The sequence below is a fragment of the Photobacterium kasasachensis genome, assembly GCF_050336885.1.
Lineage (GTDB): Bacteria > Pseudomonadota > Gammaproteobacteria > Enterobacterales > Vibrionaceae > Photobacterium > Photobacterium kasasachensis.
In genome coordinates, this window is record NZ_JAKJSH010000038.1 from 12,049 (window position 1) to 29,417 (window position 17,369).

21 protein-coding genes are annotated in these 17,369 nt (G+C 39.9%); 20 read left to right on the forward strand and 1 reads right to left on the reverse strand.

Going from position 1 to position 17,369, the window contains the following annotated elements:
• Nucleotides 1-979: 979 nt before the first annotated feature.
• The 12 genes from L4D19_RS29205 (at nt 980) to L4D19_RS29260 (ending at nt 9,042) form a co-directional block, all read left to right on the forward strand.
• Nucleotides 980-1,501 carry a hypothetical protein gene (locus tag L4D19_RS29205; protein WP_428455293.1) on the forward strand — a complete coding sequence of 174 codons (522 nt, stop codon included), beginning with the start codon at nt 980-982 and terminating at the stop codon, nt 1,499-1,501.
• A 205-nt stretch (nt 1,502-1,706) separates the two neighbouring features.
• On the forward strand, nt 1,707-2,042 hold the full coding sequence (locus L4D19_RS29210; protein ID WP_428455294.1) for a hypothetical protein: 336 nt from the start codon (nt 1,707-1,709) through the stop codon (nt 2,040-2,042).
• Between the two features lie 111 nt (nt 2,043-2,153).
• The gene (locus L4D19_RS29215) at nt 2,154-2,822 is read left to right on the forward strand and encodes an HAD family hydrolase (RefSeq protein WP_428455295.1); all 669 of its coding nucleotides are present in this window, start codon (nt 2,154-2,156) and stop codon (nt 2,820-2,822) included.
• Between the two features lie 80 nt (nt 2,823-2,902).
• Complete coding sequence (locus tag L4D19_RS29220) at nt 2,903-3,367, forward strand: hypothetical protein (RefSeq protein WP_428455296.1); 465 nt, start codon at nt 2,903-2,905, stop codon at nt 3,365-3,367.
• Nucleotides 3,368-3,560: 193 nt separating this feature from the next.
• Nucleotides 3,561-4,175 (forward strand): hypothetical protein, encoded by a 615-nt coding sequence (locus L4D19_RS29225; protein WP_428455297.1) that lies wholly within the window; start codon nt 3,561-3,563, stop codon nt 4,173-4,175.
• Between the two features lie 158 nt (nt 4,176-4,333).
• Nucleotides 4,334-4,822, forward strand: a complete 489-nt coding sequence (locus L4D19_RS29230) for a hypothetical protein (RefSeq protein WP_428455298.1) — start codon at nt 4,334-4,336, stop codon at nt 4,820-4,822.
• Nucleotides 4,823-4,938: 116 nt separating this feature from the next.
• Nucleotides 4,939-5,478 (forward strand): HEPN domain-containing protein, encoded by a 540-nt coding sequence (locus tag L4D19_RS29235; RefSeq protein WP_428455299.1) that lies wholly within the window; start codon nt 4,939-4,941, stop codon nt 5,476-5,478.
• Between the two features lie 261 nt (nt 5,479-5,739).
• Nucleotides 5,740-5,994 (forward strand): DUF3297 family protein, encoded by a 255-nt coding sequence (locus L4D19_RS29240; protein WP_428455300.1) that lies wholly within the window; start codon nt 5,740-5,742, stop codon nt 5,992-5,994.
• A gap of 1,055 nt (nt 5,995-7,049) precedes the next feature.
• The gene (locus tag L4D19_RS29245) at nt 7,050-7,448 is read left to right on the forward strand and encodes a hypothetical protein (RefSeq protein ID WP_428455301.1); all 399 of its coding nucleotides are present in this window, start codon (nt 7,050-7,052) and stop codon (nt 7,446-7,448) included.
• Nucleotides 7,449-7,635: 187 nt separating this feature from the next.
• Nucleotides 7,636-8,034 (forward strand): hypothetical protein, encoded by a 399-nt coding sequence (locus L4D19_RS29250; RefSeq protein WP_428455302.1) that lies wholly within the window; start codon nt 7,636-7,638, stop codon nt 8,032-8,034.
• 143 nt (nt 8,035-8,177) lie between these two features.
• Nucleotides 8,178-8,528, forward strand: a complete 351-nt coding sequence (locus tag L4D19_RS29255) for a cell envelope integrity TolA family protein (RefSeq protein WP_428455303.1) — start codon at nt 8,178-8,180, stop codon at nt 8,526-8,528.
• Nucleotides 8,529-8,649: 121 nt separating this feature from the next.
• Nucleotides 8,650-9,042: an energy transducer TonB gene (locus tag L4D19_RS29260; protein ID WP_428455304.1), complete on the forward strand. Its 393-nt coding sequence runs from the start codon at nt 8,650-8,652 to the stop codon at nt 9,040-9,042.
• A gap of 568 nt (nt 9,043-9,610) precedes the next feature.
• Here L4D19_RS29260 and L4D19_RS29265 read toward each other — a convergent pair.
• Nucleotides 9,611-10,102, reverse strand: a complete 492-nt coding sequence (locus L4D19_RS29265; RefSeq protein WP_428455305.1) for a peptidylprolyl isomerase — start codon at nt 10,100-10,102, stop codon at nt 9,611-9,613.
• A gap of 705 nt (nt 10,103-10,807) precedes the next feature.
• Between L4D19_RS29265 and L4D19_RS29270 the strand changes: the two genes are divergently transcribed.
• From L4D19_RS29270 to L4D19_RS29305, 8 genes are all read left to right on the forward strand, one after another.
• The gene (locus L4D19_RS29270; RefSeq protein ID WP_428455306.1) at nt 10,808-11,224 is read left to right on the forward strand and encodes a WapI family immunity protein; all 417 of its coding nucleotides are present in this window, start codon (nt 10,808-10,810) and stop codon (nt 11,222-11,224) included.
• 213 nt (nt 11,225-11,437) lie between these two features.
• Entirely contained in the window at nt 11,438-11,782 is a 345-nt protein-coding gene (locus L4D19_RS29275; RefSeq protein WP_428455307.1) for a hypothetical protein, read from the forward strand.
• A 1,172-nt stretch (nt 11,783-12,954) separates the two neighbouring features.
• A complete protein-coding gene (locus L4D19_RS29280) occupies nt 12,955-13,419 on the forward strand; it encodes a hypothetical protein (protein ID WP_428455308.1) in 465 nt (154 codons plus the stop codon).
• A 654-nt stretch (nt 13,420-14,073) separates the two neighbouring features.
• Nucleotides 14,074-14,559, forward strand: coding sequence for a hypothetical protein (locus L4D19_RS29285; protein WP_428455309.1), 486 nt, complete (start codon nt 14,074-14,076; stop codon nt 14,557-14,559).
• 39 nt (nt 14,560-14,598) lie between these two features.
• Nucleotides 14,599-14,985, forward strand: a complete 387-nt coding sequence (locus L4D19_RS29290) for a hypothetical protein (protein ID WP_428455310.1) — start codon at nt 14,599-14,601, stop codon at nt 14,983-14,985.
• A 138-nt stretch (nt 14,986-15,123) separates the two neighbouring features.
• Nucleotides 15,124-15,888 carry a hypothetical protein gene (locus L4D19_RS29295; RefSeq protein WP_428455311.1) on the forward strand — a complete coding sequence of 255 codons (765 nt, stop codon included), beginning with the start codon at nt 15,124-15,126 and terminating at the stop codon, nt 15,886-15,888.
• Nucleotides 15,889-16,184: 296 nt separating this feature from the next.
• A complete protein-coding gene (locus L4D19_RS29300) occupies nt 16,185-16,496 on the forward strand; it encodes a hypothetical protein (protein WP_428455312.1) in 312 nt (103 codons plus the stop codon).
• Between the two features lie 622 nt (nt 16,497-17,118).
• Nucleotides 17,119-17,369 (forward strand): hypothetical protein (locus L4D19_RS29305; protein ID WP_428455313.1); only part of this gene is annotated, 251 nt, incomplete at its 3' end.

The window sequence follows — 17,369 nt, forward strand, 5'->3', positions numbered from 1 at the left end:
TGGATCGCTATTTCTGCCAAACAACCGACTGAATTCCTTGCTGTTCTGGTTCGGTGTTAGCTTTAGAGGATCATTCGACTGCATGAAAGACAAAATCAGCCCCATGCTTGCTCCATGACAATGCGGAAATAGGCTAATCCTGCTCACTTAGCAGAGAGAATAAGGGGCATCAATGTGGTGTTGTTGTTCTAAATAGTTATTGCAACAATGAAAATCGGAGAGAATATAAAGATTCAGGTTGTTGCGTGTTTAGTATATGAATTCGCCGTGCATAACAAGGCAATCAAGGGTGACGCGTTACACTCGGCAGTTTTGGTATGGAGTTTGGTGTGCTTTGTTAGTTAATTGTGGCGCACCTTATTGCAGGCGTTATGGCGCAGAGGAGCACAGGCAACGTGGCAGTCGCTTCACTATATTGGGTCGTGCTTAGCTGCTAGTAATGAGCAGTTTTCCAGCTCTGTTATGGTGTTGGATGTTTACAATGAAACCTGCCTTAGTCGGTATCTGTCCGCGGCACGCACGATTAAACACTTCATCCGCTAAACGATACTTGAAGCACCGGTGTAACTTAAGGTGGTGATTCAATGTACTCGTTCTTAACGTAATACATAATGTTCCGTTTGTGGCTATTGGCTTAAATCGGCCAACTCTTCAGAGCAATTCTTGTTCAAACTCCAATCAATAGATACATATACATGCTCTAGTTAACTGAAATTAAATATAAAAGTACGATTTATCAAGCCCTGCATTTTTCAGTAATGTATGATGCATAAATCATATGGCAGGCAAATGATTCCGTTCGGCGGTAGCGTACCTCGTGCTTGTATTGGATCCCTTGAGCGCGCCATAACAAAGGTATCAAGGTGACGCGTTTGACTCGGCAGTTTTGGTTTGAAGTACAGCTGGCTTGGTGAGTTGGTCGTGGCGCACCTTATCCCAAGCGTTATATTCACTTGATGGACTGTTAAATAATGATGAAATGGATAAGTTTGTGATATGTGCGCTACCATTATTATTGACAGCTTGTGGTGGCTATTATCATTATGGACTTAAGGTAAATACATCAGAAAATGTTTTGCCTCAGAAGGATTCTTTTTATATTACAGATGGTTATGAATTCAAATCTGTGCTATTTGCATCCGGTGATGGAAATTTAACCATTTTACTTCAGCATCCTTTGCATCCGCTTCCTGAACCTAATAAAGTTGTTTCCCAAGTTGAGTTTCACCTAAATGATAATGCTAAAGGTGGTTTAACGATACACTCTTTAAGCTTTTCACATCAGAGCGTGGATAGTACCGTCATTGAACCAGTGGAGAGGCGTACAATTGGCGATGATTTCTATGTACTACAATATCAGGGGTCTCTGCTACCAGAGCAGATTTATGAAACTGTGTTTGTGAATTTCTCGTATGATGGTTCAGAGTATCAAATCAGCTTTAGAGAAATAGTTAAGAAAGTAAAGCGTTGGAATAAGCTGCACGTGCTACTAAATAGCTAGTGAATATAACAAAGCAATCAAGGTGACCCGTTACACTCGGCGGTTTTGGTATGAAGTTCGGTGCGCTTTGTTCGTTTAGCGTGGGGCACCTTATTGCAGGCGTTAAATGCCTACGAACATGTATCTAGTTATATAGTTAGCTGTCATTCCATTTTCGACCTTATCAGCTCTATAATCATCGATAGATAACAATCTGGAAAGTTTTATGAGCAACCCACAGAACTCCAACCTTGCACCATACACATGTTTCGAGTGCCGAAGTACATTTAAAAGAGCATTTGATAGGACAGTTCTCTTTAGAAAGTGTCCGACTTGTGGAGGACGAGCTGTCTTGATGGATGTTAGATTTAGAACGCCCAAAAAGTCGGACGATAAGCAATGGAGTAAGGTGTATTTTTTAGTTCAACATGGCTTTAATTTTCAAAAGGTATACAGAAAAGAAGGTCCAGTTTGGTATCGTGAAAGCTATCCTGATACCTTAGATCAGGCAAAAGATTTTGTAATCAAATTCCAGGAACAAGCTATTGATATCGGCATTTAACAAAGCAATCAGGGTGACCCGTTACACTCGGCGGTTTTGGTATGGAGTTCGGCGTGCTTTGTTAGTTTAGTGCGGGGCACCTTATTGCAGGCGTTAAACGTAGAGGGAACTATGTACTCAACAGTTGTATTCGATTATGGAAATACTCTATGTAAGATGGGTTGCTTGGTTAAGTCTCTTGAAGTTGTATTTCCCCATAGTAAGGCCATAGTTATCGGAAAAGAAATCGAAGAACAAATTCAAAGATTATATGTTCCGGAACAAGCCCATCAACCGTTATGGTTGGATGTATGGAAAGGTGCTTTTGAAAAGCATGGTGTGGAGTTCGATAAACAAGTTGGCTTGAATCATTTGAGGCACTTTCTATCCTCAGGTGAGTTGTATAATTATACAGTTCCTCTACTTCAAAAGCTCAAATCTCAAGGTACACGGCTTGTGCTGTTGTCGAATGTTACAGGCGAAACAGCAGAGTTTGAAAATGACTTGGGTATGAGAGGTCTATCGAAGCTATTCGATCGTATAGTTTGTTCATCGGAAATCGGATATAGAAAACCAAGTAACGAGGCTTATCTCGCCGCTCTCTCAGGTCTTAATTCATCTAAGTTAACTGTGTTGATGGTAGGTGATAGTGAAGTTGCAGATATATTGGGTGCAAATAGTTTTGGCCTCAACTCAATGCGTATATGCGACACTCCGTCTGAGAATAGTGCAGCAACATACGTGGTTAACAGGCAAAATGTAGCGCGTGAGATAATACGTTTAACAAAGCAATCAAGGTGACCCGTTACACTCGGCAGTTTTGGTATGAAGTTCAATGTGCTTTGCGAGTTCAGCGCGGGGCACCTTATCGCAGGCGTTAAATGGCTATGGAAAAACGAGAATTCGAAGAACAGTTTGATAATGTAGTATTGCGGCCTCTTCTTGAATTAGGATTCAAATGTAAGAATAAAAGCATTTACTATATTGACGATGAAATAAATATTAGTCTTATTCGATTAGGTGGAAAAATGGCAACACCTGGTGGGATTTCACATGTTTTGTGTTTTAGGCATACTTACCTTCCTAATCTGAGTGGTGAAGTGCCTGATGACTTTGAAAATGAGGTGTTTTCTTATCCACTAAAACTGAAGCCAAGTGAGATTCGAGGTATTTGGGGTGTTAAGGTTACATATGAGCCCAAAAACCTGAACTATGATTTTGAAAGGATTGAGTTTAAGAGTAAATCTCGAGCTATCATTCTGAAGGATTTGGAAAGACTTAAAAAGGACATTCTTGCCTTTCTAAAATGGGCTAAATCCTCTAAAGCATCTAAGCTACCGCAATAAATTCGACAGAATGGTGAACAGGCTTGGATTGAGGGCTTATGGTTGCGAGCTTACGAGTCAAAAATTGCCATTTAACAAAGCAATCAAGGTGACCCGTTACACTCGGCGGTTTTGGTATGAAGGTTAGTGTGCTTTGTTGGTTCAGTGCGGGGCACCTTATTGCAGGCGTTAGCCATCAATCGGAGTTTTTAAGTTGTTCGGATTTTTCAAGAAAAAGGGTGAAGCTGAAAAAGCAGATCCCCAATTTATCGTAGTTAATTTAAATGCTCGAATTCAGCCAATACATCGCGGCGAAATTTATGAAGAGCCGTTGGATAATGTTCTATCTAAATCTAAATCTAAATCTAAATCTCAATCGGGTGAGGTGTCCGGTGGCGGCTCCCTACTTTCTTCAGTTGGTGAAGTTGAGTATTGTGATATTGAAATACAAGTTCCCAATTCAGATGATGCCATCATTAATTTAATTAAATCATCTCTAGAAGAAATTGGTGTTCCAAAAGGGTCAAAAATTATAGTAGAGGCTACTGGCTCTGAAGTTGAGTTTGGCGATTTGGAAGGTTTGGCTCTCTATCTGAACGGGACAGAATTAGATGACGAAGTCTATTCTAGTAGTGATTCTAACTATGTTTATAATGAGTTAGAGCGTCTCATTGATGGAATAGGTCGTGTATACAGCTATTGGCAAGGTCCTACAGAGACCGCGTTATATCTGTATGGCTATTCATATGATGAAATGAAGTCGTCAATAGCTGAGTTAGTTGATAATTATCTTCTATGCCAGAAGTGCAGGATCGAGCGTATCGCATAGTCCAAATGGCTAACAAGGCAATCAAGGTGACCCGTTACACTCGGCGGTTTTGGTATGAAGTTCGGTGCGCTTTGCTGGTTTTGTGTGGGGCACCTTATTGCAGGCGTTATATTTCAGAAAGCCTCATCATTAGTAGGGATTTAATCTGAGAGTTTATTTTGAATGTTTTAATAGTAGTAAAATTGTTTTTAAAATATGTCCTAACACCTATAATTAATGTAATTCTCTCAGTGTGTGTGTTAGGCGGTGGAACTGCTTTTATAGTTTTGAGTTTTGGTGGTTGGATGTCAGGAATTTGCTCGAGTGATGGCATTAGCTGCTACTCATTTATGCTAACGATGGCATTCGGAATTATAGTGCTAGTCTTAGGCGTCCTTACCCGCATATTAATTCACTTCTCTCCTAAACTTGACGTTTACAACAAAAAATTATATCGAGGGTTAGCGTTTGGGTACGGTAAAATTCGGTATTTCGTTGAGCCAATTGGTTTAACAAAAGAAATATATTTAGCCAACCGAACTAATTCAAATAATCGAAAAGTATACTTTATATCAAAAATAATTTATCACATGGCCAAATACTCAGCGATAGCTGCAATGATATTCTTGTTACTTGCGATTTTAAGTGCAACGATAGCTGAAATATAACAAGGCAATCAAGGTGACCCGTTACACTCGGCGGTTTTGGTATGGAGTTCGGTGCTCTTGGTTAGTTAGTCGTTGGGCACCTTATTGCAGGCGTTAAGTGGTAGGAGAAAGTAAGTATGTCGAAAGCTTTAGAATCATTTAATTTGGCAATCACAGATGCTGAAGAATTGTTAGATTGTTATGATCAAATTAATCAAAATAACGCTCAAGATTATCAACCTCCAGAAACATTAAAAAGAGCGTCCTTAATATTAGTTTTAACCGCATGGGAAACATATGTTGAGGATATTGCTACAGAGTTATTTGAATTAAAGTTTGGTGTGCTAAAGGGCAGTCAAATTGGTAATTTCATGGAACAGCAATTTTCTACAAGATTGAAAATGTTCCATAACCCTGATTCAGTTAAAACTAAACAAATTTTCCAAGAGTTTTTTGGTGTTGATATTACGGAAAGCTGGGTTTGGAATAATTACAGTACTCCCAAAGAAGTTCGAACAGTATTAAACCAATGGATAAGTAAGCGTGGTGATGCAGTTCACCGAGCAAATACTGATAAACAAGCAACTCACATCGTAAAGCGTAATGAATTAGATAAGTGTATCTTCTTCTTTAAGAGCTTAGTAAGAGTTACTGATGAAGGGTTGTCATACGCTTGAGCTACTACCACTTAACAAAGGCATCAAGGTGACGCTTAACACTCGGTGGTTTTGGTTTGAAGTGTAATAGTTTTTGTAAGTATGGCGTAAGCGCACCTTATGCCAAGCGTTATATGCTTTTACCTGGTCATTGAAATAGCGCCTATTAATGAAGGAATCCATGGTGAATGTTTAGCTTGTAGACCTGATGATTCGTAAGGCTAATCGTTGTCTTGTCGCATCGTGTTGTCTACAATGCCTCACCTTAATTTACTTCAGGTAATGAAAATGAGCGACACTAACTCAAAACCAACTTTGCCAGATCACTTATCGGGTAATCCTCGTAGTCCACATTTCGTAGCAGAGTGTTTTGAACACCACATTGGTATTCGCCTAAATGGTAAAGAGCGAACTGATGTCGAGGAGTATTGCATTCGTGAGGGCTGGGTAAAAATTCCTTCACCAAAAGCAAAAGACCGCTATGGTAATCCAATGCTGATTACACTAAAAGGTGAAGTAGAAGCATTCTACAAATAGTTTGTTTCAGTTTGCTAAATCAATACATAGGACTATATTAGTTCTATGTATTGTGTTCTAGTCCTTTCGAAAATCTCTTCTCATGCTTTTGAAAAGCGCATATAACAAGGCAATCAAGGGTGACCCGTTACACTCGGCGGTTTTGGTATGAAGTTCGGTGCGCTTTGTTGGTTTAGTGTGGGGCACCTTATTGCAGGCGTTATGGCGCAGGGGCGTACAGGCAACGTGGCTGTCGTTTTATTGCTGGCGGGTCGTGCTTAGTTGCTAGTGAATCTCAGTTTTCCAGCTCTGTTATTGTGATAGTAGTTCTCAAGGAAAATAGACAATTGTGGTTTCTGTACGCAACCGCCCGATTGTCGTTATTAGATGGCTTTTTCACTAAACCAATTGGCTCCTGCATTTACCTGAACCTTTCTTTATTTTCATCGGGTCGAAGCTTAGCAGCTAGTAAGCCGTTGTTTTCCAATTCTGTTATGGTGTTGGGTGTTTACAATGAAAATAATCATTGTTGGTTCCAGTCCGCAGCACGCTCGATTGTCGTTTAGTACTCGCTACTTTTCTTCCTTAAGCACCGATTCACACTGATAGAAGAGAGCAGGCCGTTCTTCTTCTGAATAAATTCTGGTCAAATTCCCATCAAAAGACTCAGGTTTCAGTTATAGCTACCTGAAATAAATCACAAAACTGCGATCCCTCAACTTCCTGTTTACTCAGTAATGTATGATGCATGAATCATATGGCAGGTAAATAATTCTGTTCGGCGGTAGCGTGCATTGAAGTTGAGTAGGTTACTTGGATCTTGCCATAACAAAGGTATCAAGGTGACGCGTTTGACTCGGCGGTTTTGGTTCGGAGTTTAGTGGATTTGGTGAGTTTCTCGTGGCGCACCTTATCCCAGGCGTTACATGCTCTCCTTTAAAGGTGATTCGCATAAATCACAGAGCTATGAAATTAACGATTATAATAATCGAAATAGTGGTGTGGGATTAATTGCATATTGCTGATTAAGTGGAGTGAATCTTTTTGTTTGCTTTGTTTTTAAGTTAGGGGATTAGATGAAACTAGAAAATATTGACTTACAATGGCCAAATGCACTTCGTTGGTTCTTAGTACAAAACTCTATGCATTTTTGTCCTTGGCATTTTCTCTCAGAGCCATCAGAGTTTGAGTCTGCTGCAAATGCATTTGCAAATGAAGATATAAATAAACGTAAGTTGTTCGTATTTGCTAGCCGTCAAGATAATGATGATTTTGCTGGTCTAGAAATAGTTAATGGACAAATAACAGATACAGTAATTGTGTTTCACCCTTCATTTTCTTCAAATAAATCGGAGCGTAGTTGGAATATAGTTGATGCTGAATTTGAAGATGTATTCGAATTTGTATCTAACCATGTTATCCCGGATATGAAGGACTGGGCTTTCACAGAAGATGCGGCAGACATAGCCGAGTAGTCGCATGTAACAAAGCAATCAAGGTGACCCATTACACTCGGCGGTTTTGGTATGAAGTTCAGTGTGCTTTGTTAGTTTGGTGCGGGGCACCTTATTGCAGGCGTTATGCCTATGTGAAGAAGAATACACATTTTCAGTAATAAGAAATTTTATAAAGAAATAACAGTATAAGAAATAGGATTACTAAATGAAGTACTATTTACCAGCAATTTTTGCTCTTTCTATTATGGGTTGCTCTAATAACAGTTATCATGATGAACTAGCAGTGGAGATTGTTACTGAAAAGTTACATAAAAATGGACCTCATCTTTTTTGCGATCAGTCTGGATATTCAGCATGCTTCGATATAACTCAAGAACAGTGTTTAACTGAAATGAATGATATCTCTATTAAGTGCATTAAAAAGTCAGATGGCAAATTTGGAAAAACATCAATGAGTAACATGGATATATATTCAGAGTATTATGCAGCTTGTGTTGTCATGGAACACATATTGAAATACCCGGATACCATGGATGAGATTGCTAGTTGTGTAGAGAATTTGAGCTACGATGAAAAACAAGGCACACGTTCATTGCTGAAATAGCATAATTAACCTGCTTTTAGAGAATTGGCATAACAAGGCAATCAAGGTGACCCGTTACACTCGGCGGTTTTGGTATGAAGCTCGGTGTACTTTGTTGGTTTAGTGTGGGGCACCTTATTGCAGGCGTTATGTAAGGAAAATAAATGAAACCTTTGCTTAGTCTTTTACCTCTTATTTTAGCATCGTGTACATCCCAAAGTATTAATCATTGCGTAGATGTACCATCTTGTGGGGCACGTATTCACCAAAAAATTTCATCTCATTTAGTAGTTAATGAAAGTGACATTGATAAGCAGGTTATGTTGCGATTTACCTTGGGTGATGAAACTGAGATAAAAGTAATAGAAGTTATTGACAGCAGTGGTGACGAGAGGTTTGATAATGCAGTCGTCAATGCGGTTAAAAAGTCTTTTCCTGATAATCAGTTGCTTAAATTATCTCCTGTTGATTATGAAAAGATACGAAAAGTAAAATTGACAGTCTCTCCACGTTAGCACTCATGACAAATCGCACTATGTCGACCGTTACACTCGACGTTTTGGGTGTGGAGTTCGGTGTGCTGGTTGGTTCAACGTGGTATGCCTTATTGCAAGCGTTATGTTTATAGGAGTCATTTTGCGTATAATAGTTTTAAGTTTATTATTCCTTCTTTCTGGTTGTGAGATAACTCCTGATCAAATGTATGATTATGATAAGGTTCATTATAGTGATGTACCGAAGGTTATTAATGAAGAATCAACTGGTATATCTGCATATAAAAGGGTAGAACCGCCATATCCAAAAGGAGCATTGAAAAATGGATTTGAAGGTTATGTAGGGCTAAGTTTTGATATAGATGAAACAGGAAAGGCCATTAATATTAAGATAATTGATTCAAAGCCTTCATATATGTTTGAATCTGTATCTTTAAGAGCATTAATGGAGTGGGATTTTTCAAGGTTGGTTGTTGATGGTATTCCTCAGGAACAAAGAGGAAAGACTATAATGTTTAATTTCGAGCTTGAGTAATTAACATAACAAAGCAATCAAGGTGACCCGTTACACTCGGCGGTTTTGGTTTAAAGTTCGGTGCACTTGGTAAATTGATCGTGGGGCACCTTATTGCAGGCGTTATACGTTTTTGGGAAATCAGAGGTAAGTAAATGTCTAAAGAAGCGATTCAACTTGCAATGAACCTACTCTAAACAGATGAAAATTATTTAGAAAACGTAATTGCATTATCGCGTATTGGAAACGAAATGTATGGGCAATGTTGGAATACTAATTACCACGTATTTGCTCTCATAGCATCAGAAACGGATCATTTACCACTTAATCATGTTCGGTTGAATTTCTCAGAGGAATTTCTTGCAAAAGCCGATAAAGACCTGGTTGAAACGATTAAGTTCTATCGCTCCGACGTTGTTAGTGCTTGCAATAAAATCATCAGAAATATAAACGTATAACAAAGCATTTAAGAGTGATTCGCAACGCTTGGCAGTTTCGCTTCGCTCAAGTATAGCCAAACGTCGCTCACACCTTAATGCGGCGTTATAAGCTAAAGTGCCACTGTAAAAAGTGACACTCGCAAATTACATCATTTAATGGTTACTTTTTCGATAATGATTGCCTCGCGTGGCACATCATCATGACCTAATTTTGATGTTGTTTTCACTTTGGCTATTTTATTGACTACTTCCATACCGGCAGTGACTTTCCCAAAGACTGCATACCCCCAGCCTAAATTGGTTGTCGTTGTGTGATCAAGAAAGTCATTATCAGCTAAGTTAATGAAAAACTGAGCTGTAGCTGAGTGTGGAGCATCGGTACGTGCCATCGCGATAGTACCGATAACGTTTTTAAGTCCACGATTAGCTTCATTGGCAATAGAGTCACGTGTAGGCTTCTCATGCATGTTTTCAGTAAAACCGCCACCTTGTATCATAAATCCTTTGATTACACGGTGAAAAATCGTGCCATCATAGAAGCCATCTTGGCAATATTTTAAAAAGTTCTTTGAGCTGACAGGAGCTTTGTCCATATTCAGTTCAATCTCAATATCGCCTAAGTTAGTGGTAAAAATAATCATACTAGCAGTGACCGTTATGGTATTAATCAAGCGGTGCAGTATACGTAATCAAGGACCGAAACAGTAATTCAATTTAAAGCATAGTCATACGCAGTTAGGCGCTTATAACAAGGCAATCAAGGTGACCCATTACACTCGGCGGTTTTGGTTTGAAGTTCGGTGCGCTTTGCTAGTTTCGTGTTGGGCACCTTATTGCAGGCGTTAGGCATGGGAAAAGCCTGCTTATTGATCTGGTCGTAGCCTCGTCTCCCAAGAACGGGAATTCACAGGCCATTCGTTCATTGCATGGCTGTCCTAAACGTCCAGAAAAATGCAGGTTACTTCGTTCTTTGCTGCCTCTGGCGATGGCAATAAGCATTCCTAGCTTCCTCGAGACATCGCAGTGAAGGGCTTGTCTTCATCTTAACCTGTCAGCCTGGTGATGCAGCCTCGATTAGCACCTCATAAGGCTGTCATGCATATATAGCTGGCTTTAAAGTGTTGAAAGTCTTTGTGTTACGTTAAGATTCGTTGTTGCTGTATCCCATGGTTGGCTGAGGACTGCGCTGAGAGTTGGCCTATCAAGTAGGAATGCCAAAAGTGGAAATGCCTAACAAAGCAATCAAGGTGACCCATTACACTCGGCGGTTTTGGTATCAGGTTCAGTGTGCTTTGTTAGTTCCGTGCTGGGCACCTTATTGCAGGCGTTAGCTGCTAAAGGAAAGTATGAAGTTAAAGTCAATAAATACAACAATGTTAAAACTATTAACTAACGATGATAAATTGGTCTTTGAGATGACTAATTTTGAGTTATTTAGAGGTAGCTCATTCAAGTGCCGAGTTCTTGTTTCCTCTAGAGGGTTTGGCTATTGCGGACAAGTCTATTTTGACAATGGGCAGAGTTTTGTTGAAGACATTGAAAAAATGGCCGAAAACATAGTTGGAAGTGCAGAACTAATAGAAGACTACCATGATCATTTCGTAAAGTTTGAGGTGACCAAACTTGGCCATGTTTTAGTCAGCGGTTGCTTTACTGAGTATGGCGATTTTACTCAGAATTTGGAGTTTGGATTTAAGATAGATCAGACATGCTTAGTTCCTTTTGCGAACGATCTACGAAATGTGCTCCAAGGCCGCAGCTAACAAGGCAATCAAGGTGACCCATTACACTAGGTGGTTTTGGTATGAAGTTCGGTGCGCTTTGTTAGTTCAACGTGGGGCACCTTATTGCAGGCGTTATGTGCCAGCAGAGAGGAAATTCGTCATGGGAAACCGAGAGTGCCGATTTGTGGAGTTTAACGGCAGAGATGTAAGATATTCATGATATGTCATATTTGAAATTTGTGTGTGAGTGATATGAGTAGAGTCAAGAATCCTCAAGAGAAAAAACGACTTAGCTACGATAACGATTGCCGCAACTCTTACGGTGAAAATGATAAAAGTAGTCGTAAAAACATTCGAAGAAACAAGAGATTATCGTCAAAGGCATTTCGGGCTGCTTCATCACGGTTAGTGTTACTTGAAAAGTACAAAAATATAGAAGAAGACTTAGCTATAGAAATTGAAAATAGCATTAAAACATCAGAAAAGGTTAAACGGTTAAAAGGGTTTAAGAAAGTACCTGATCGTCCTTTGAAAAAGCATGTAGAAAATCAACAGTATTGGCGTGAGTATAGAGCTGATAACAAACAAAGCACATAACAAGGCAATCAAGTTGACCCGTTACACTCGGCGGTTTTGGTATGAGGTTCGGTGTGCTTTGCTGGTTTAGTGTAGGGCACCTTATTGCAGGCGTTATGCACCTTAGAACCAAGTTCATCGATGGTAGAATGTGCATCACACATTTCCACGATTCCTCTGGCTATTCGTTCAGCGAAAGGCTGCCTGAAAGTTCAGAGAACAGCAGGTTGTCGTTTTCTTTGTCGCCTTTTACCATGGCAATTTAGCAATGAGTTTTCATTGTTACTCTGCTCTGAAAGGTGAGTTGCTTGTCTTAAGCAATAATTCGGTGCAGCAGCCATTTCAGTCCGTATCAGGGTGTTATGCAAGCTGGTTTGGCTCAAGGTGTTGAAAGCTTATCGAATTCTTTAGAGTATGAGCTTGTTGTCAGGAAATCGTAGACTCATCACGTGTGGAAAGGTATTCGGCTAAGTATGATCGAATCAATAGATGGAGTTGCATAACAAAGCAATCAAGGTGACCCGTTACACTCGGCGGTTTTGGTATGAAGTTCGGTGCTTTTTGTTGGTTTAGCGTGGGGCACCTTATTGCAGGCGTTAGGCATGGGAAAAGCCTGCTTTTGGATCTGGTCGTAACCACGTCGCCCAAGAATGGGAACTCTATGGCCATTCGTTCATCGTAGGGCTGTCCTTATTGTTCCGGGAAATGCTGGTTGCTACGTTCTTTGCTTCCTTAGACACAGGCAATATTGCATTGCACTATTCATCGTGACACCGCAGTGACAGGTTTGTCGTTTACTTAACCCTTCCGTTCTTTGCTGCCTCAGACGATGGCAATAAGTGTTCCTAGTTTCCTCGTTGCACTGCAGTGAAAGGCTTGTCGACAACTCAACCTGTCAGCCTGGTGATGCAGCCTCAATTAACACCTCATAAGGTTGTCATGCAAGTTTAGCTGGCTTTAAGGTGTTGAAAGTATATATGTTACGTTAAGATTTGTGGTTGCTGTATCCCATGGTTGGCAGCGGAGCATACTTAGAGTTCGCCGGTCAGGTAGGAAAGTCACTAGTGGAAATGCCTAACAAGGCAATCAAGGTGACCCGTTACACTCGGCGGTTTTGGTTTGAAGTTCGGTGCGCTTTGTAGGTTCAGTGCGGGGCACCTTATTGCAGGCGTTAGCTTTCTTAGGTAATACTTATGCAAACTATATTTGAAATCTCAATAATTCCAGATATGGAAGTCGTGAAAGTGGTGTCTGTGCTGGCTGTTGTTGGAATGATTTCACTATTCCTAGCCATAAGATATCGCAAGATTTATCAAAGAACTTTTTTGTTATTTTGGGGATGTATAACGTCTGTATTTGGGGTGTTTCTGCTTCTGTTGCACGTTTCTTATCATCTTTATATTTATTGCAATTACATAGTTGGAAATTATCAAATCCTCGAAGGAGCTGTGAATGTTCTGTATGAACAGCCAAAAAATGGGCATGCTCCGGGTGATTTGCTTGAAGTAAATGGAGAGAACCTGACCTTAGATTTTTATGAGGTATCTCCCGGGTATAATATTACCATTTCAAATGGTGGATTATTGATTAATGGCAGGCAAGTAAAACTATATGTTTATGATGGAATCATTCTTCGCATTGACACAATAAAAAGCTAACAAAGCAATCAAGGTGACCCGTTACACTCGGCGGTTTTGGTATGAAGTTCAGTGTGCTTTGTTAGTTTGGTGCGGGGCACCTTATTGCAGGCGTTAGGCATGGGAAAAGCCTGCTTTATGATCTGGTCGTAACCGCATCGCTCAAGAACGGGAAATCTTAGGCCACTCGTATATCGTAAGGCTGTCCTTAATGTTCGGAGAAATGCAGGTTGTTCCATTCTTTGCTGCCTCAAACGATGGCAATAAGGATTCCTAGCTTCCTCGATACACTGCTGTGAAAGGCTTGTTGTCAACTTAACCCATCAGTCTGGTGGTGCAGCCTCGATTAGCACCTCATCAGGGTGTCATGTAAATGTAGCTGGCTTTAAGGTGTTGATAGTATTTATCTTACGTCAAGATTCGTGGATGCTGTATCCCATGGCTGGCGGCGGAGAATGCTGAGAGTTCATCGGCCAAGTAGAGATTTCACATGTGGAAATGCCTAACAAAGCAATTAAGGTGACCCGTTACACTCGGCGGTTTTGGTATGAAGTTCATTGTGCTTTGTTGGTTTAGTGCGGGGCACCTTATCGCAGGCGTTAAGTGTCTATTCAACTTTGCACACATTAATAATGAGGATAGAATACGATTTGAACATCAATTGAGTCTAAAATCATGACCTTACAAGAACTTAGTAATCTAGGAACCTTTATTGCTGCTATCGCAACAACAGGCTCAGTAATCTTGGCGTTAGTAACGTACAGGAAATCAACTCAAAGAGACGCTCTAAAAGATGTGCGAACTCAGATTGCCACTTATCGAATTAAGTATGAACAAGTAGATGACTTGTTAAGTACACCGGCTCACGTGGGCTTAGGTATGTCTGTTGCTAGAGAATTAGAAGTGCTAGTTCCAGATTCAGGTAATGCTTCAAATGTAATCAACTTTCTAGAAGACAAAAAGAACATTGATTACCTAACCCAAGCTTCTTATCTTGGATTGGAAAATGCTACTAAAATTCAAGAGGCAGTCGAAGTCAGTAAAGAAATTCAATTGTTGTCAACTTCTGGGCAAGAAATGTACCCAATAACAAGTAAGTTGATATCAATTTTATCTCTATACCCATCATCGGTTCTAGAAACTTTAAATAGAACAGAATAATTAACTAATTTGTTTCAAGATGACGACGCAATAGCATCTTTGAAAAGTCGCATAGATAGTGATGCCATTCAACCAACTGTTTTCCGAGAAATAGCTCTTTGGGTTACTTTAGTTGCGGATCGACTCTGTGGGAGCATTGCTGATCCCATAGCTGAAAACGCACAACCGATAGTAGAAATAATTTCTAATATTTTTGAGTCTTCTACGGATCGTAAATTACTTAAACTGAGTCGAGCCGAACGTAGGCACCAAGAAAAAATCTTCACTCGACTTAGAATGTACGATATCGAAGAGCCTCATGAAATAATCTTCGAGCTACTTAAGTTTTATAAACCGTACTTAGATTCTGAAGATTGGGATACACTCGTTGAGTGTAAAACCTTGCTTGGTGTTGTACATCAAGAAGTCGCAGAACTAGACACTTAACAAAGCCATCAAAACGACCCTCAACGCTTGGCATTCTAGGTATGAATTGGTTTTAGCGTTTACGGTGGTTAATTAAAAATTGTCGTAATGCGTTGCTGGCGTTTTATGGCAGGTCGTTAAAGGCAAAAGGAGAGTTCAGTGTTAGAAAAAATGACTCATGTTAAGAATCCACTGACAGTAATAGCTATGTTTGCAGCAATTGCTGAAATTAGTGGTACTGTAGTATTGCCGTTCGTAGATAAAGAAAATCAGGAACTATATATCTGGTTTTTAATGCTTTTCCCTTCTTTTTTGGTAGCAGTGTTTTTTCTAACACTAAATTTTAACCACAAAACATTATATGCACCATCTGACTATCAAAACGAGGATAACTTCCTTAAGTTGTTTGGTAAGGCAGCTGCGGGTGAACAGCTTGAAAAAATCAAGGCTGATATAGAAGATGAGGGAATTAAGGTTACATTAAATCAGGATACTGAACGATTTTCCCAGGCAATTCTTGCTGAAAAGTTAGCCTTAACCTCATTATCGAAAAAGCTAAAATTAGAATTTAAACCTGATGTAAAGTTAAAGACATCTTCGAATAGAGAAATTCTTTTTGATGGTGTAGCGTTTGATAACGCATATGTTCATGCGATCGAAACAAAGTTGATTACATCTCAAGCAAATATTAGTAATAGACTTAAAAAAATCTTTGATAATGCACTACAAGTTCAGGAGCAATGGCAAGGGTTCGATGCTCGAAAGTTAGTGTTTCATTTCTATTTGGTTCTAGATAATGATGATGTAAGCAAACTTGAAGTGAAGAAGCGAATCGAGTTAATTCAAATGGATTATCCTATTCATTTTAGTACTGAAATTGTGACGCTAGAAGACCTCAAGAATGAGTGGCAATTTTGCCCTTAACAAAGGCATCAAGGTGACGCGTTACACTCGGCGGTTTTGGTATCGAGTCCGGTGTGCTTGGTGAGTTGGCCGTGGCGCACCTTATGCCAGGCGTTATATTTTGTGCAGAAACTATCGTCGAATATTTGTTAAATAGAGTGGAAGCTTAGAGTATTAATATTTGCCTGTATAGCCGACAAATCGGAAAAGCTCTAACTCAATATTGCTTGATATTGGTTTGCTTGATTGATTGTTTACTTTCGCTATCAAAATAGATTTTTAATCAGTTCCATGTGTAATGATTTTTGGAGTGGGTCATGAACGGTGAATCATTTGTTCAATTAATAAAAGAAGAAGCTAGGAATTTCTCCATCGATTGGTCAGAAGGGAACCAATCTGGTATTTCGAATGATGCTCAATCATGGTTATCAAATTTATCTGAAATTGAGAAGTCATTTGTGCGTGAAATTGTTACTGAAGCTATCGATAATAGTTTATCTCAGCTTTTTGAAATAATGGATGGAGTGCATACAAAAAATCAATCACCAATTGAAGCCTCTTGCTGTAACGAGAAAATTTCTGGTAAAAACCAGCCGCAATTACATGACCTGTACGCGAGCAAAATATAACAAGGCAATCAAGGTGATGCGTTACACTCGGCGGTTTTGGTATGGAGTCTGGTGCGCTTTGCAGGTTCGGTGGGGCACACCTTATTGCAGGCGTTAGGCATGGGAAAAGCCGGCTTTTGGATCTGGTCGTAACCGCGTCGCTCAAGAACGGGAAATCTTAGGCCACTCGTTCATCGTAAGGCTGTCCTTAAAGATCTGGGGTATGCAGGTTGCTACGTTCTTTGCTGCCTCAGACGATGGCAATAAGCGTTCCTAGTTTTCTCGTTGCACCGCAGTGAAAGGCTTGTCGATAACTCAACCTGTCAGCCTGGTGATGCAGCCACAATTAACACCTCATAAGGTTGTCATGCAAGTTTAGCTGGCTTTAAGGTGTTGAAAGTATTTATGTTACGTTAAGGTTCTTTGTTGCTGTATCCCATGATTGGCGCTGTGGTACGCTGAGAGTTCGGCGGCCAAGTAGGGATCCCACAAGTGGAAATGCCTAACAAAGCAATCAAGGTGACCCGTTACACTCGGCGGTTTTGGTATGAAGTTTAGCGCGCTTTGCTGGTTTTGCGTGGGGCACCTTATCGCAGGCGTTAGGCCGCATTTGGAACCATTTCATAAAAGGAGTTACGTTGTAATGTCGAAAGGCTTGTTTAGAGCGTTGGTAGGAACGGTAGAGACTAAATCATCAGCCAAGAAGGTATTAAAAGCATCATTCATAATAAGCTGTTTACCTTTTATTCTTATGGGCTTAGTTCACCTCTTTTTCCCAAAGTATTTTTATGAAGCAACTGGTAGTGAAAGTATGGTTGTAGCTTCGTATGTTTACAGCGTTTTCATACTTGTAATGGGTTATTTTCTTTACAAAGAGAAATTATGGTCTCCATA